The organism is Pseudomonas sp. R4-84, from assembly GCF_054130985.1.
This window is the reverse complement of record NZ_CP096390.1, coordinates 3,778,734-3,795,773: the sequence shown is the minus strand read 5'-3', so window position 1 is coordinate 3,795,773 and position 17,040 is coordinate 3,778,734. Positions and strand designations below refer to the sequence as shown.

General features: G+C 64.3%; 2 protein-coding genes (1 of these 2 cut by a window edge). Both read left to right on the top strand.

The window, feature by feature from the left end; translation table 11 throughout:
- The first annotated feature begins 121 nt into the window (after positions 1–121).
- Positions 122–12,442 carry a non-ribosomal peptide synthase/polyketide synthase gene (locus tag M1D68_RS17225; RefSeq protein ID WP_457967884.1) on the top strand — a complete coding sequence of 4,107 codons (12,321 nt, stop codon included), beginning with the start codon at positions 122–124 and terminating at the stop codon, positions 12,440–12,442.
- A protein-coding gene (locus tag M1D68_RS17220) for a non-ribosomal peptide synthase/polyketide synthase (RefSeq protein WP_457967882.1) crosses the window boundary here: on the top strand, positions 12,442–17,040 show its start. 8,877 nt of this gene lie beyond the right edge of the window; only the first 4,599 of its 13,476 coding nucleotides appear in the window; the start codon lies at positions 12,442–12,444; its stop codon lies off the right edge, out of view. Before M1D68_RS17225 ends, M1D68_RS17220 begins: the two co-directional genes overlap by 1 nt.

The following is a 17,040-nucleotide window of genomic DNA, read 5'->3' as shown; positions in this document are numbered from 1 at the left end:
TCGCCACGGTTTTCTTCCTTCCTGACACTTGTTCCCAATCGCTAATTTTTCCGGTTTGCATTCGTTTCATAGGGACGACATGCCTTTGTGCCTTGTGCCCACTGATCCCGGATACCCAGAAATGAATGCTGAAAACGCCTTGAAACTTGCTCGCCGGTTTATCGGGTTGCCTTTGGACAAGCGCCAGATGTTCCTGGCGGCGCTGGACAAGGAGGGCGTGGATTTCAGCAGCTTTCCCATTCCCCAAGGCGTCGAAGCCGAGGATCGCCAGGCCCTGTCCTATGCCCAGCAGCGCATGTGGTTTCTCTGGCAGTTGGATCCCGAAAGCGGCGCCTACAACCTGCCCGGGGCGGTGCGGCTCAAGGGCGCGTTGAGCCTGTCGTCGCTGGAGCAGGCTTTTGCCAGTTTGGTGGCGCGTCATGAAACCCTGCGCACGGTGTTCCGGCGCCAGGCCGACGACAGCCTCTTGCAAGTGGCGACCGATGCGCCGCTGCTGATCGAGCATCAGGACCTCTGCGGCTTGCCGGCAGGCAATCGCGAGCAAGCGGTGCGCCAGGCTGCGCAAGCACAATCGATGCGGCCCTTCGACCTGTCCAGCGGCCCCTTGCTGCGGGTCGAGTTGCTCAAGCTCGATGCGCAGGAGCACGTACTGCTGTTGACCCTGCACCACATCGTCTCCGATGGCTGGTCGATGAACGTGCTGATCGAAGAGTTCATCCGCTGCTACGACGCCCACGAAGCCGGCGTGCCGCCGCAACTGGCCGATTTGCCGATCCAGTACAGCGACTACGCGCTGTGGCAGCGCCGTTGGCTGGAGGCCGGTGAGCAGGGCCGACAACTGGCGTACTGGCAGGCCCAGTTGGGTGATGAGCATCCGGTGCTGGAATTGCCCACCGACCATTCGCGCCCGGCCATGCCAAGCTATCGCGGCAGCCGTTATGAATTCGCCATCGAGCCGGGGTTGGCGGAGCAACTGCGCAGCACGGCCCAGCAGCAGGGCGTCACGCTGTTCATGCTGCTGCTCGGCGCGTTCAACGTGCTGTTGCATCGCTACAGCGGCCAGTCCGACATCCGCGTGGGCGTGCCGATTGCCAACCGCAACCGCGATGAAATCGAAGGCCTGATCGGTTTCTTCGTCAACACCCAGGTGCTGCGCACCGAATTGGAAGGCCAGACCCGGGTCGACGAGTTGCTGCGCCGGGTCAAGGAGACCGCGCTCGGTGCCCAGGCCCACCAGGACCTGCCTTTCGAGCGCCTGGTCGAGGCATTGAAACTGGAGCGCAGCCTCAGCCATACGCCGCTGTTCCAGGTGATGTACAACCATCAGCCCCAAGTGGCGGATGTCACCACGATCCGAACGGCGTCCGGGCTGGAACTGGACATGATCGAGTGGCAGACCCGCACCACCCAATTCGACTTGACCCTGGACACTTACGAAAAAGCAGGCACGTTGCGCGCCGCGCTGACTTATTCCGAGGACCTGTTCGAGGCGCTGACCGTCGCGCGCATGGCGCGGCATTGGCTGAGATTGCTCACGGCGATGATTGCCGATCCGTCCCGGCGTGTCGGGGAGCTGGCGCTGCTTGATGCCGACGAGCACGCCACTCTGGTTTATGACTGGAACGCCACGGCCCAACGCTACCCGACCGAGCTGTGCATGCATCAGTTGATCGAAGCCCAGGTGGCGTGCACTCCGCACGCTCAGGCGCTGATGTTTGGCGACCAGAGCCTGACCTATGCCCAGCTCGATGCCCGCACCAACCGTCTGGCCCATCTGCTGCGCGGACGCGGTGTACGAGCGGACAGCTTGGTGGGCATCTGCATCGAGCGTTCGGTTGAGATGGTGCTTGGCCTGCTGGCGATCCACAAGGCCGGCGGTGCCTACGTGCCGCTGGATCCGGAATATCCGCAGGATCGCCTGGCCTACATGATCGAGGACAGCGGCATCGGCTTGCTGCTGACCCAGCGCGTGCTGTCGGCGGGGCTGCCGACCGAGGGGATCGAGGTCATCGCGCTCGACCAACCGGACGGTTGGCTCGACGGTTACAGCGACAGTCGACCCGACGTCGCGGTCGACCCGCTGAACTTGGCTTACGTGATCTACACCTCTGGTTCCACCGGCAAACCCAAGGGCGCGGGCAACAGCCACGCGGCACTGGTCAATCGCTTGTGCTGGATGCAACAGGCGTATCGCCTGGATGGCAGCGATGCGGTGTTGCAGAAAACCCCGTTCAGTTTCGACGTGTCGGTGTGGGAGTTCTTCTGGCCGCTGATGACCGGAGCACGCTTGGTGATTGCCGCGCCCGGTGCCCATCGTGATCCGCGGCAACTGATCGATAGCATCAACCGTCATCGCATCAGCACGCTGCACTTCGTGCCGTCGATGCTGCAGGCCTTCATCCATGAACCTGGCGTGGAATCCTGCGAAAGCTTGAAGCGTATCGTCTGCAGTGGTGAAGCCTTGCCGCTGGATGCGCAGCAGCAGGTCTTCGCCAAACTACCGGACGCAGCGCTCTACAACCTGTACGGCCCGACCGAAGCGGCCATCGACGTGACCCATTGGACTTGCGTAGATGAGGGCGCCGATTGCGTACCGATCGGCCAGCCCATCGCCAACCTGCGTACCCATGTGCTCGACGCCGATCTGTCGCCGGTTCCGTGGGGCGTGGCGGGCGAGTTGTACCTGGGCGGGGCGGGGCTGGCGCGCAGTTATCACCAGCGTCCGACGCTGACCGCCGAGCGTTTCGTGCCGTGCCCGTTCCATGACGGCGCGCGCCTGTACCGCACCGGCGACCGCGTACGCCAGCGCGCCGACGGTGTGATCGAATACCTTGGCCGTCTCGATCATCAGGTCAAGCTGCGCGGCCTGCGCATCGAACTGGGGGAAATCGAAGCCCGTCTCGTGCAACATCCACTGGTGCGCGAGGCCGTGGTACTGGTGCAGGACGGCAAGCATCTGGTGGGCTACCTGGTGCTGGAAAACGGCGACCCGCACGAGCAGTGGCAACAGGACCTCAAGGCCTGGCTGCTCGCCGGCCTGCCGGAATACATGGTGCCGACCTACCTGATGCCATTGGCCGGCCTGCCCGTGACCGCCAACGGTAAGCTCGATCGCAAGGCCTTGCCACAACCCGACGCCGCGCCCCGGCAAACATTCATCGCCCCGCAAGATGCACTGCAAACCGTCTTGGCTGAAATCTGGCAGAGCGTGCTTGGCGTTGAGCGCGTCGGTCTCGAAGACAACTTCTTCGAACTGGGCGGCGATTCGATCATTTCCATCCAAGTGGTGAGCCGCGCACGACAGGTCGGGGTGCATATTCATCCCCGCGACCTGTTCCAGTACCAGACCGTGCGCAGCCTGGCGCTGGTCGCCCGCCACGACAACCACAGCGCTCTGGACCAAGGTCCGGTCACTGGCGATGCCATGCTCGGGCCGATCCAGCAGCAGTTTTTCGCCCAGGCGATGCAGGCCCGCGAACACTGGAACCAATCGCTGTTACTGACCCCACGCGAACCGCTGAATGCACAATGGCTCGACGCGGCGCTGACCTGCGTCATCAACCACCACGACGCCTTGCGCCTGCGCTTCGTCGAAGACTCCGACGGTTGGCGGCAGAGCCATGCCGCGCTTTTGCAAAGCGCCGACCTGTGGCAACGCGATGCCCGATCCATCGAGCACCTGAATGCGCTGTGCGACGAGGCGCAGCGCAGCCTGGACCTGCAAGACGGGCCACTGGTGCGCGCCATGCTGGTGAACCTGGCCGACGGCAGCCAGCGCCTGGCGCTGGTCATCCATCACTTGGTGGTGGACGGCGTGTCATGGCGCGTGCTGCTGGAAGATTTGCAGCAGGCCTACGAACAACTGGCGGCGGGTGGCGGCGTTACGTTGCCGGCCAAGACCAGCGCCTTCCAGAGTTGGACGGCGCGTCTGAGGGCCGAAGCATCGCGCTTCGATGACCAGTCGGCCTATTGGAAAAACCAGCACGAGGCCGCGTGGGACCTGCCATGCGAACGCCCGCAGGGCAGCTTGCAAAACATCCACGGCGAGAAAATCCAATGGCGCCTGGAGGCCGAACTGACCCGGCAACTGCTGCAACAGGCGCCCGCTGCCTATCGCACCCAGGTCAACGACCTGCTACTCACCGCGCTGACTCGCACCATCAGCCGTTGGAGCGGGCAGCCAAGCACATTGATCGAGCTCGAAGGTCATGGCCGCGAAGACCTTTTCGATGACATCGACCTGACCCGCACGGTGGGTTGGCTGACCAGTCTGTTCCCGGTCAAGCTGACAGCCACCGAGGACATCGGCGACTCGATCAAGACCATCAAGGAGCAACTGCGCAGCGTCCCGGACAAGGGCCTGGGCTACGGCGTGCTGCGTCATCTGGCAGCGCCGTCGGTGCAAGCTCAATGGACGGATCTGGCGCCTGCGCGCATCACTTTCAATTACCTCGGCCAGTTCGACCGCCAGTTCGATGAGGCGGCGCTGTTCCTGCCGTCCGGCGAAGGCAGTGGCGTCGCCCAGGACCCGACGGCACCGCTGGCCAACTGGCTGACGGTGGAAGGGCAGGTGCATGGCGGCGAGCTGGCGATGAGCTGGGGCTTCAGCCGTGACATGTTCGACAGCACGACCGTGCAGCAACTGGCCGATCAATACGCCGTCGAGCTCAAGGCGCTGATCGACCATTGCGTCAACCTGGCGGAACCGCAAGCCACGCCGTCGGACTTTCCGCTGGCGCGGATCACCCAATCGCAACTCGATCATCTGCCAGTGGCGGCCGGTCAGTTGGATGATGTCTATCCGCTGTCGCCGATGCAGCAGGGCTTGTTGTTCCACACGTTGTACGAGCAGGCGGCCGGCGAATACGTCAATCAATTGCGGGTGGACGTGCAAGGCCTGGATGCCGAGCGCTTCCGTGCGGCGTGGCAGGCCACTGTCGCGGCGCAGGATGTTTTGCGCAGCGGCTTCGTCTGGGAAGGTGAATGGCCGCAACCGCTGCAGATCGTTCACAAGCAGGTGCAGTTGCCGTTCACGGTGCTGGACTGGCGCGAGCATGCCGACCCGGCCCACGCCCTCGCCGCGTTGGCCGAGGCCGAGCGTGCCCAAGGTTTCGACTTGAGCCAGGCGCCGCTGTTGCGCCTGGTGCTGGTGCAGACCGGAGCGGCGCAATGGCATTTGATCTACACCCATCACCACATCCTGATGGATGGCTGGAGCAACTCGCAGTTGCTCGGCGAGGTGATGCAGCGCTACAACGGCCGCGCCCCGGCCAGCACTGTTGGGCGTTATCGCGACTACATCGCTTGGCTGCAACGCCAGGACGGCCAGCTCAGCCAGGATTTCTGGAGCGCACAGCTGGCCCCGTTGCAAGAGCCGACCCGACTCGCCCGCGCGGCCTCGGACAGCGGCGAGAGCGGTCACGGCGATCATTTCCTGACCCTCGACATGCCGCGCACCCAGGCACTGGAGTCGTTTGCCCGCCAGCAGAAAATCACCCTCAACACGCTGGTGCAAGCGGCTTGGCTGCTGTTGCTGCAACGCTATACCGGGCACCCGACCGTGACGTTTGGCGCGACGGTTGCCGGTCGCCCGGCGGATCTGCCGGGGATCGAGCAGCAGGTCGGCCTGTTCATCAACACCTTGCCGGTCATCGGCAGCCCGCGTCCGGACCAGACGGTCGGCCAGTGGCTGCAAACGGTGCAGGACCAGAACCTGAGCCTGCGGGAGTTCGAACACACGCCGCTGGCGGACATCCAGCGTTGGGCCGGGCAGGGCGGCGAGGCGCTGTTCGACAACCTCTTGGTATTCGAAAACTATCCGATTGCCCAGGCTTTGCAGCAAGGCACTGCCAGCGATGTCACATTCGGCGACGTTGCCAACCGTGAGCAGACGCATTACGCACTGAGCGTGGCGGTTACCCTCGGCGAACAATTGGCGCTGCACTTCAGTTACGAGCGTCGGCAGTTCGCCGACGAGATGATTGATCACATCGGCACTCATCTGCTGCATCTGCTTGAGCAATTCAGCCAGGACGCCGGACGCAATCTGGGTGAAATCGCCCTGGCCAACGGCGCCGAACACACGCGCCAACAGGCCGACAACCACCCGCAGCCGTACCCGGTAAACATCCCCGTGCACCAGCGCATCGCCGCGCTGGCCGCCGAGCGCCCGCAACGCACGGCGGTGATTTTCAACGACCGACACGTCAGCTACGGCGAGATCGATCGGCGCGCGAACCAACTGGCCTACGCCTTGATCAGCCGCGGCGTCGGCCCGGAAACCCGAGTCGGCGTGGCCCTGCCGCGCAGCGAAGAGGTGATCGTCACGCTGTTGGCGGTGCTCAAGGCCGGCGCTGCCTACGTGCCGTTGGACGTCAGCTATCCCCGCGAACGCCTGGCTTATTTGATGAAGGACGCCGGGTTGGCGCTGCTGGTCAGCGATTCCTCGGTATCGGCCCAGTTGCCCGTGGATGAGTCGTTGCCGTTGCTGGAGCTGGACCGTATCGATCTGCGCGAACTGCCGACCAGCGCGCCCAACGTCCAACCCGACCCGCACAACCTGGCCTACGTGATCTACACCTCCGGTTCCACTGGCAACCCCAAGGGTGTCAGCGTGGCCCACGGTCCGCTGGCGATGCACTGCCAGGCCATTGGCGAGCGTTATGAAATGCGCGACAGCGATTGCGAATTCCATTTCATGTCGTTCGCGTTCGACGGCGCCCACGAGCGCTGGCTCACCAGCCTGACCCACGGTGCGTCGCTGCTGATTCGCGACGACAGCCTTTGGACCCCGGAGCAAACCTACAACGCCATGCACGAGCACGGTGTGACGGTGGTGGCGTTCCCGCCGGTGTACCTGCAACAACTGGCCGAGCACGCCGAGCGTGAAGGCAACCCGCCGAAGGTGCGCATCTATTGCTTCGGCGGCGACGCGGTGCCCAACGCCAGTTTCGAGCGGGTCAAGCGCGCCTTGCGTCCTGAGTACATCATCAACGGTTACGGTCCGACCGAAACGGTGGTCACGCCGCTGATCTGGAAGGCCGGTCGCGAGGCGTGTTGTGGCGCTGCCTACGCGCCCATCGGCAGCCGCATCGGCGACCGCAGTGCCTACGTGCTCGATGCCGACCTTAACCTGTTGCCCCAAGGCATGGCCGGTGAGCTGTATCTGGGCGGCACGGGATTGGCTCGCGGTTACCTGAACCGACCGGGGCTGACCGCCGAGCGTTTTGTCGCCGACCCGTTCAGCGCCGGCGGCTTGCTGTATCGCACCGGAGACCTGGTGCGCCAGCGCGCCGACGGCACTTTCGATTACCTGGACCGCATCGACAACCAAGTGAAGATCCGTGGTTTCCGCATCGAACTCGGTGAAATCGAAGCCCGTCTGCAAGCCCTCGATGGCGTGCGCGAAGCGGTGGTCGTGGCCCAGGAAGGCACCGCCGGCAGCGGCAAGCGTCTGGTCGCCTATGTGGTGGCGGCAGAACCTGCCCGTGAAGACTTCGCCGAGCACTTGCGTGAGCAGCTCAAGGCGACGTTGCCGGCGCACATGATTCCGGCCTATCTGCTGCTGCTCGAATGCCTGCCACTGACCCCCAACGGCAAGCTCGACCGCAAGAACCTGCCCAAGCCCGACGCCAGCCAATCGCAACACGCCTACCTGGCGCCGCGCACTGCGCTGGAACAGCAACTGGCGGCGATCTGGCAGGACGTGCTCAAGCTTGAACGCGTGGGCCTGCGGGATAATTTCTTCGAACTGGGCGGCGATTCCATCGTCTCGATCCAGTTGGTCAGCCGCGCCCGCCAGGCCGGTATGCACTTCACGCCCAAGGACCTGTTCCAGCACCAGACCCTGGAAACACTCGCGACCGTGGTTCGCCAGGGTGACGCCGCCCAAGTCATCGATCAGGGTCCGGTGACCGGTGAACTGGCGCTGTTGCCGGTGCAGCGGGTGTTCTTCGAACAGGCGATACCGCAGCGTCATCACTGGAACCAGGCGGTGATGCTCAAGGCGACCGAACGCCTGGATGCATCGGTTTTGAACCAGGCTTTGAATGCGTTGTTAGAGCATCATGATGGCCTGCGCTTGAGCTTCACCGAGCAGGCCGAAGGCTGGAGGGCGGTTTACCGTCTCGCCGACATTCAATGCCAAGACCTGCTCTGGACTATGGACGCACCTGATGCGCAGGCCTTGCAAGGCATCGCCAATGAGGCCCAACGCAGCCTGGACCTGCAAGATGGGCCGTTGCTGCGGGCAGTCCTGGCGACGCTGGGCGATGGTACCCAGCGGTTGTTGCTGGCGGTGCACCACTTGGTGATCGACGGCGTGTCGTGGCGAATCCTGTTCGAGGACCTGCAAAGCGCCTATCGTCAGTTGTCCAGCGGTGCGGCGCTGCGACTGCCGCTGAAGACCACCTCCGCGCAGGCCTGGGCCGAGCGCCTGCAAGCGCATGCCGGCAGCAACCGGCTGGCGCAGGAACTGGCGTTCTGGCAAGCCCAGCTCGAAGACGTCGATGCCTCGTTGCCGATGGATAACCCGGCAGGCGGCCAGCAGAACCGCCTGGCCGTGACGGTGCGCACACGACTCGACGCCACGCTGACCCGGCAACTGCTGCAAGACGCGCCCAAGGCTTATCGCACCCAGGTCAACGACCTGCTGCTCACCGCGCTGGCGCGGGTGATGGTGCGCTGGACCGGCAGCGACAGTGCGCTGATCCAGCTTGAAGGCCATGGCCGCGAAGCCTTGTTCGACGACGTCGATCTGACTCGCACCGTCGGCTGGTTCACCAGCCTGTACCCGGCGCGGCTCACGCCTCGGGCGGACTTGGGCGATTGCCTCAAGCAGATCAAGGAGCAACTGCGGGCGATGCCCGACAAGGGCCTCGGTTTCGGCGCCCTGGCCCATCTGGCGGATGACGCGACGCGGGCGATCCTGGCCGGGCTGCCGACGCCCAGCCTGACCTTCAACTACCTGGGCCAGTTCGACGCCAGCTTCAACGAAGCCGACGGCGCTTTGTTCGTGCCGGCCCACGAAGCCGCCGGCGATGAGCTGGACGCCGAAGCACCGCTGTCCAATGCGCTGGCCTTGAACGGCCAGGTGTTCGGCGGCGAACTGGACCTGGGCTGGACCTTCAGCCGCGAGCAGTTCAACGAGTCCACCATCCAGGCGCTGGCCGACGATTATGGGATGGAACTGCAGCGGCTGATCGAGCATTGCTGCCGGGGCGAGCACAGCGGCGTGACGCCGTCGGACTTCCCGCTGGCGAGCCTGAACCAGCAGCAACTGGACGGACTGGCGCTGCCTCCAGCGCAGATCGTCGACCTGTATCCGTTGTCACCGATGCAACAAGGCATGCTGTTCCATGGTGTGTATGGCGACGCGAGCGGCGACTACATCAACCAACTGCGCCTGGACGTCGAAGGGCTGGACCCGGAACGCTTCCGCCAGGCCTGGCAAGCGGCGGTGGATGCCCATGACATCCTGCGCACGCGGTTTGTCTGGCAGGGTGATTTGCCGGCGCCGGTGCAAGTGGTCAGCAAGTACCTGCAACTGCCTTACAACGTGCAGGATCTGCGCGGTGAGTTATCGCCTGACCAGACCCTGCGGGCCCTGGCCGATGCCGAACGCCAGCAACTTCACTTGAGTGCGCCGGCCCTGATGCGGCTGATGATCGTGCGTCTCGACGAGCAGCGTTATCACCTGATCTACAGCCACCATCACATCCTCATGGACGGCTGGAGCAATTCGCAGTTGCTCGGCGAAGTGCTGCAATGCTACAGCGGGCAGTCCGTTGCCGTATCGGGCGGTCGTTATCGGGACTACATCGCCTGGCTGCAACGCCAGGACGCGGCGCTCAGCGAAGCGTTCTGGAAACCTTTGCTGCAACGCCTGGAGGCGCCGACGCGGCTGGCTGACGCGGTGGCCAAACCAACGGACGCTGGTGTTGGTTATGGCGATCATGTGCAGGTGCTGGACGAAGCCCTGACCCGTCGCCTGGAAGCCTTCGCGCGTGCCTCGAAAGTCACGGTGAACACGCTTGTGCAGGCGGCGTGGTTGCTGCTGTTGCAGCGCTACACCGGTCGGGAAACGGTTGCCTTCGGTGCGACGGTGGCCGGTCGTCCGGCGGACCTGCCTGGCATCGAGCAGCAGATCGGTTTGTTCATCAACACCTTGCCGGTGATCGCCAGCCCTCGGGCCGAGCAGTCTTTGGACAGCTGGCTGCAAGCGGTGCAAGCGCAGAACCTCGCCTTGCGCGAGTTCGAGCACACCGCGTTGCTGGACATCCAGCGCTGGGCCGGGCAGGGCGGCGACGCGCTGTTCGACAGTTTGTTGGTGTTCGAGAACTACCCGATCGCCGAGGCCTTGGAGCAGGGCGCACCGGATGGTTTGCGTTTTGGTTCGCCGATCACCCAGGAGCAGACCAACTATCCGTTGACGCTGTTGGTGGGGTTGGAGCGGCAGTTGTCGGTGCACATGAGTTATCAGCGGGCGAGTTTCTCGGCGGTTACCGTGGAGCGGTTGGCGGCGCATCTGGCTCAGTTGCTCGGACAGATGACGGCTAATGGCGAGCTGTGCTTGGGTGAACTGTCGATGCTGGAATTCGATGAACACCAGCGCCTGACCCATGACTGGAATCCGGTGGATGCGCCGTTCGAGCAAGACCTATGCATCCATCAATTGATTGCCCGCCAAGCGGAAAACACCCCGGACGCCTTGGCGGTGACGTTCAATGATATTCGCCTGAGCTACAGCGAACTCGACGGCCGCGCCAATCGTCTGGCCCATAAACTGATCGAGCTGGGCGTCGGCCCGGAAGTGCGCGTGGGCGTGGCGATGCCGCGCTCCGAGCAACTGCTGATCGCCTTGCTGGCGGTGCTCAAGGCTGGCGGCGCGTACGTGCCGCTTGACCCGGATTACCCGGCCGAACGCGTGGCCTACATGCTCGACGACAGCCGGGCGAAGGTGCTGTTGACCGAGCAGGCTGTGGCGCAGACGTTGACCGTTCCGGCTGGAACCGAAGTGCTGATGCTGGATCGGGTTGAGTTGACCTCATATCCCTTGAAAGCGCCGGACACAGCGGTCACACCGGACAACCTCGCCTACGTCATCTACACCTCCGGTTCCACCGGCAAACCTAAAGGCGTGGCCATCGCCCACCGCAACGTTCTGGCGCTGATCGACTGGTCGAAAACCGTCTACAGCCGCGACGACATCCAAGGCGTGCTGGCCTCGACCTCGGTGTGTTTCGACCTGTCGGTGTGGGAGCTGTTCGTGACCCTGGCCAACGGCGGTTCGCTGATCATCGCTCGCAATGCCCTGGAACTGCCGCACCTGCCGGCCCGCGACCAGGTGCGCCTGATCAACACCGTGCCCTCGGCCATCGCGGCGTTGCAGCGCAGTGGGGATATCCCGCAGAGCGTGCGCATCATCAATCTGGCCGGTGAGCCGCTGAAGCAAAGCCTGGTGGATGCCCTCTACCAGGTTGGTGGAGGTGTTGAGCATGTCTACGATTTGTACGGCCCATCGGAAGACACGACTTACTCAACCTGGACCCGCCGCACCCAAGGTGGCACGGCCAATATCGGTCGCCCACTCAAGCACACCGCCAGCTACCTGTTGGACGCCAACCTGCAACCGGTCCCCCAAGGCGTGTCGGCTGAGCTGTACCTGAGCGGCGCGGGCATCACCCGGGGTTACCTTGGCCGCGCGGCGATGACCGCCGAAAAATACGTGCCCAACCCGTTCTCCACCACCGGCGAACGCCTGTACCGCACCGGCGACCTGTGCCGTTATCGCGACGACGGTGCGCTCGAATACCAGGGCCGCATCGACCATCAGGTGAAGATCCGCGGCTTCCGTATCGAGCTGGGGGAAATCGAGGCACGACTGCTGCAACAGCCCGAGGTCAAGGAGGTGGCGGTGCTGGCCCAGGAAGGGCCGGGCGGGCAGCAACTCGTCGCCTACGTGGTGGCCTCGCTGGACGCCGACACCCTGCGCGATCCACTCAAGGCCCGCCTCAAGGAGCATCTGCCCGACTACATGATCCCGGCGCACTGGCTGTTCCTCGATCACCTGCCGCTGACCCCCAACGGCAAGCTTGACCGCAAGGCGTTGCCGGGCATCGAGGCCGGGCGATCGCAAAACGCATACCAAGCACCGATCAGCGAACTGGAACAGCAAGTTGCGGCGATCTGGGCCCAGGTGCTCACCGTCGAGCGCGTGGGCCTGAACGATCACTTCTTCGAGTTGGGCGGCCACTCGCTGCTGGCGGTCACCGCCGTCTCGCGCATGACCCTCGAACTGGGGTTGAGCCTGACCCCGCAACTGCTGTTCCAGCACCCCGTCCTGCAGGATTTCGTCGCCCGACTCGACAGCACGGACGGGCCAATCAATGAAGAGAAACTGAACAAGCTGGACGCCCTGCTTGATGAAATGGAGGAAGTCTGATGGACAAGAGTGTTGCTTTGAGGGTCGCCAAGCGCTTTATCACTCTGCCGCTGGACAAACGCAGGCTGTACCTTGAGAAGATGCTGGAAGAGGGCGTCTCGCCGGCCAACCTGCCGATCCCCAAGGTGCGTTCCGGGTTCGAGCATATCCCGCTGTCCTACGCCCAGGAGCGTCAGTGGTTCCTCTGGCAAATGGAGCCGCACAGTTCGGCCTATCACATCCCCAGCGCCCTGCGTCTCAAAGGACGATTGGACGTGCCGGCGCTGGAACGCAGCTTCAACGCTTTGGTCGAGCGCCACGAAAGCTTGCGCACCACGTTCAGCGAGCACGGCGAGCAAGCCGTTCAGGTTATCCACCGGCAGATGCCCCTGAGCATCGCTGTCGAGGCGCTGCCTGCTGGTTCACCGATCAGCGAGGACGCGCGCATCAAGGCATACGTCGAAGGCGAAACCTCGCGTCCGTTCGATTTGCGCCAGGGGCCGTTGCTGCGGGTTTCGCTGTTGAAAGTCGCCGAGGACGACCACGTGCTGGTGCTGATCCAGCACCACATCATTGCCGATGGCTGGTCGATGCGCGTGTTGGTAGACGAACTGGTGCGCTGTTACGCCGCCGACACAGACGGCCAGCCGCTTGTATTGCCGGAGCTGCCGGTGCAATACGCCGACTACGCCATCTGGCAGCGCCATTGGCTGGAAGCCGGCGAACGTGAGCGCCAGTTGGCCTATTGGGTGCAGACCCTGGGCGACGAGCAACCGGTGCTGGAGCTGCCGTTCGATCATCCGCGTCCCCCGGTGCAAAGCCTTCGTGGCGCGCGGCTGGATTTGACACTGGCGCCGGAGCTGGCTGCCTCGCTGAAACAACTGGCCCAGCGAGAAGGCGCCAGCCTGTTCATGGTTTTGCTCACCTCGTTCCAGGCGTTGCTGCACCGCTACAGCGGCCAGCCGCAGATCCGCGTCGGCGTGCCGACGGCGAACCGCAACCGGGTCGAGACCGAAGGGCTGATCGGCTTTTTCGTCAATACCCAGGTGCTTAACGCCCACGTCGATGGGCAGCAGCCATTCGATGGCTTGCTCGCCCAGGTCAAGCAAGCGGCCATGGCGGCCCAGGCCCATCAGGACCTGCCGTTCGAGCAACTGATCGAAGCCCTGCAACCAGAGCGCAGCCTCAGCCACAGCCCGATCTTCCAGGTGATGTTCAACCACCAGAACGCCGATGCTACGGGTCGCCGGCAGACGCACCTGCCGCAACTGCGCGTCGAGGACCTGACGTGGGAAGGGCGCACCGCCCAGTTCGACTTGACCCTTGGTACCTACGAAACCGAGCAGGGCATCGCCGCGGAGCTGACCTACGCCACCGACCTCTTCGAACCGCAGACCATCGAGCGCCTGGCCGCGCATTGGCAAAACCTGGTGCAAGGCATTGTCGATGCACCCCGCCAGCGGGTCGGCGAACTGCCGCTGCTCGACCCGGCGCAACAGCGATTCACGCAACAGCAATGGCTGCGCGTCGCCGACCACGGCGCCGGAGCCGTGTGCGTGCACCAGCGCATCGCTGAACAGGCGCAGCAGAACCCCGACGCACTGGCACTGACCGTGGACGGACAATCCCTGAGCTACCGGCAATTGGACGCCCGCGCCAATCAACTGGCCCACCGCTTGATTGATCTGGGCGTGTCCCCCGGCGAGCTGGTGGGCATCGCGGTGGAGCGCAGCATTGAGATGATTGTCGGCCTGCTGGCGATCCTCAAGGCCGGCGGCGCCTACGTACCGCTGGACCCGGCGTATCCCGAGGATCGCCTGGCCTACATGATCGAAGACAGCGGCATCGGGTTGCTGCTGACCCAGGCCCGTTTGCAGGCGCGATTGCCGATCCCGTCGACGCTCCGGACCCTGCTGCTCGATCAGCGGGACGCCGCGCTGCAAGAGGCTCCGAAAACCTGCCCGGCCGTATCGCCGACCGGCGAGCACCTGGCCTACGTCATCTACACCTCCGGCTCCACCGGCAAGCCCAAGGGCGTGATGGTGCGCCATGGTGCGCTGAGCAATTTCATCACCAGCATGATCGCCCAGCCGGGGCTCGCGGCCAGCGATCGCATGTTGTCGCTGACGACCTTTTCCTTCGATATTTTCGGCCTGGAAATCTACGGGCCGCTCTGCGCCGGGGCCAGCATCGTCCTGACCGGGCAGAACGTGCATCAGGATCCGCAAGCGGTGCTGGCGCTGGTCGAGCATCACGACATCAGCGTGCTGCAAGCCACGCCGTCGAGCTGGCGCATGCTGCTCGACCATGAGCGGGCATCGGTGCTCGCCGGCCGGACATTCCTGTGCGGCGGCGAAGCCTTGCCCCAGGAACTGGCGCAGCGACTGCTGGCGCTTTCGCCAAAGCTCTGGAACCTCTATGGCCCTACCGAAACCACCATCTGGTCGGCCGCGCATCCATTGAGCCCCGAGCGCGACCGGCCGTTCCTTGGCCAGCCGCTGGACAATACCGCGCTGTACGTCGTCGGCGGCGACCTGACCCTCAATCCGCCCGGCGCGCCGGGTGAGCTGCTGATCGGCGGCGCCGGCCTTGCCCGTGGTTATTTCCAGCGCCCGGGGCTGACCGCCGAACGCTTCGTACCGGACCCGTTTTCCACCGCCGGCGAACGGCTGTACCGCACCGGCGACCTGACCCGCTATCGCCCCGAAGGCGTGGTCGAATACCTCGGCCGCATCGACCATCAGGTGAAGATCCGCGGCCTGCGCATCGAACTCGGGGAAATCGAAGCCGCGCTGCTGGCCCAGGACAGCGTGCGCGAAACCGTGGTGGTCGCCCACGAGGGCCCGACCGGTGCGCAACTGGTGGGCTACGTCGTGCCTGCCAGCGGCGCGGTGCCGGAGCCCGATGCGCCGTTGCGCGTCGCGCTCAAGGCAGCCCTCAAGGCGCAGTTGCCGGACTACATGGTCCCGGCGCACCTGTTGTTCCTGGCCCGATTGCCACTGACACCCAATGGCAAGATCGATCGCAAGGCCTTGCCGGCGCCCGACGCCAGCGATCTGCAACAGGCCTACGTGGCGCCTCGCAGTGAGGTCGAGCAACAAGTCGCGGCGATCTGGCAGGACGTGCTCAAGCTTGAGCGCGTGGGCCTGGAGGACAACTTCTTCGAATTGGGCGGGCATTCGCTGCTAGTGACCCAAGTGGTCTCGCGAATCCGTCGGGTGCTGGGCATCGAGGTGCCGCTGCGCAGCCTGTTCGAACACAGCACCTTGCAGGCGTTTGTCGCAGCCTTCGAGGCCACGCCAGGCGAACAGGCTCCGGCAATGGTGCCGGTGCCTCGCGATGCGCCACTGCCGCTGTCGTTTGCCCAGGAACGCCAATGGTTCCTGTGGAAAATGGACCCGGACAGCGCCGCCTACAACATCCCCACGGCCCTGCGGATGCGCGGCACGCTGGACAAGGATGCGCTGCGCGAGAGTTTCGCCGCGCTGGTGGCGCGTCACGAAAGTTTGCGCACTGTATTCGTCGAAGAGGGTGGGCGCACCTGCCAAGTCATTCGCGAGCAGGGTGAGGTCGACTTCGTCGAGCAGCGCCTGAAAGAGGATGAGATCCAGGCCTTTGTCGAACAGCAGACACAGCGCCCCTTCGATCTGTTGACTGATTCATTGCTGCGCGTGGCACTGCTGGAGGTGGATGAGCAGGATCACATCCTGGTGCTGACGCTGCATCACATCGTCTCCGATGGCTGGTCCTTGCAGGTGATGGTCGATGACCTGATGAGCCTGTATTCGGCCTTCGCCCAAGGCCAGCAAGCGCATCTGCCGCCATTGGCGGTGCAATACGCCGACTACGCCGTCTGGCAGCGGCAATGGATGGCGGCCGGTGAGCGGGATCGCCAATTGGCCTATTGGTCCGGGCAACTGGGCGGTGAGCAACCGCTGCTGGAACTGCCCACCGACCGTCCACGCCCGGCGCAGCAAAGCCTGCGCGGCGCACGCCTGCCGATCAGGCTGGACGCTGCCTTGAGCGCGAACCTCAAGGCCCTGGCCCGACGGGAAAACGTCACGCTGTTCGTGCTGTTGCTCGGCTCTTTCCAGGCGCTGCTGCACCGCTACAGCGGCCAGGCCGACATCCGCGTCGGCGTGCCGATCGCCAACCGTCAACGACTGGAAACCGAGCGACTGATTGGTTTCTTCGTCAACACTCAGGTCCTGCGCAGCGAGTTTCACAATGGGCTGACCGGCGCCGCTCTGTTGCAGCAGCTCAAGCAGACGGCCCTGGCCGCGCAGATGCACCAGGACCTGCCTTTCGAGCAACTGGTGGATGCTTTGCAGCCGCAGCGCAACCTCAGCCACAGCCCGTTGTTCCAGGCAATGTTCAACCACCGCAACGAAACCGATTCGGCGTTCGCCAATGCCTTGCCGGACCTTTGCGTCGAGCCCCTGGGCTGGACGCAGCGTACCGCGCAATTCGACCTGAGCCTGGACACGGTCGAGGGCCCGCAGGGCTTGCACGCGGCCCTGACCTATGCGACGGATCTGTTCGAGCCGGCGACCATCGAGCGCATGGCCCGGCATTGGCTCAACCTGTTGCACGAGCTGGTGCAAGACCTGCATCGCCCG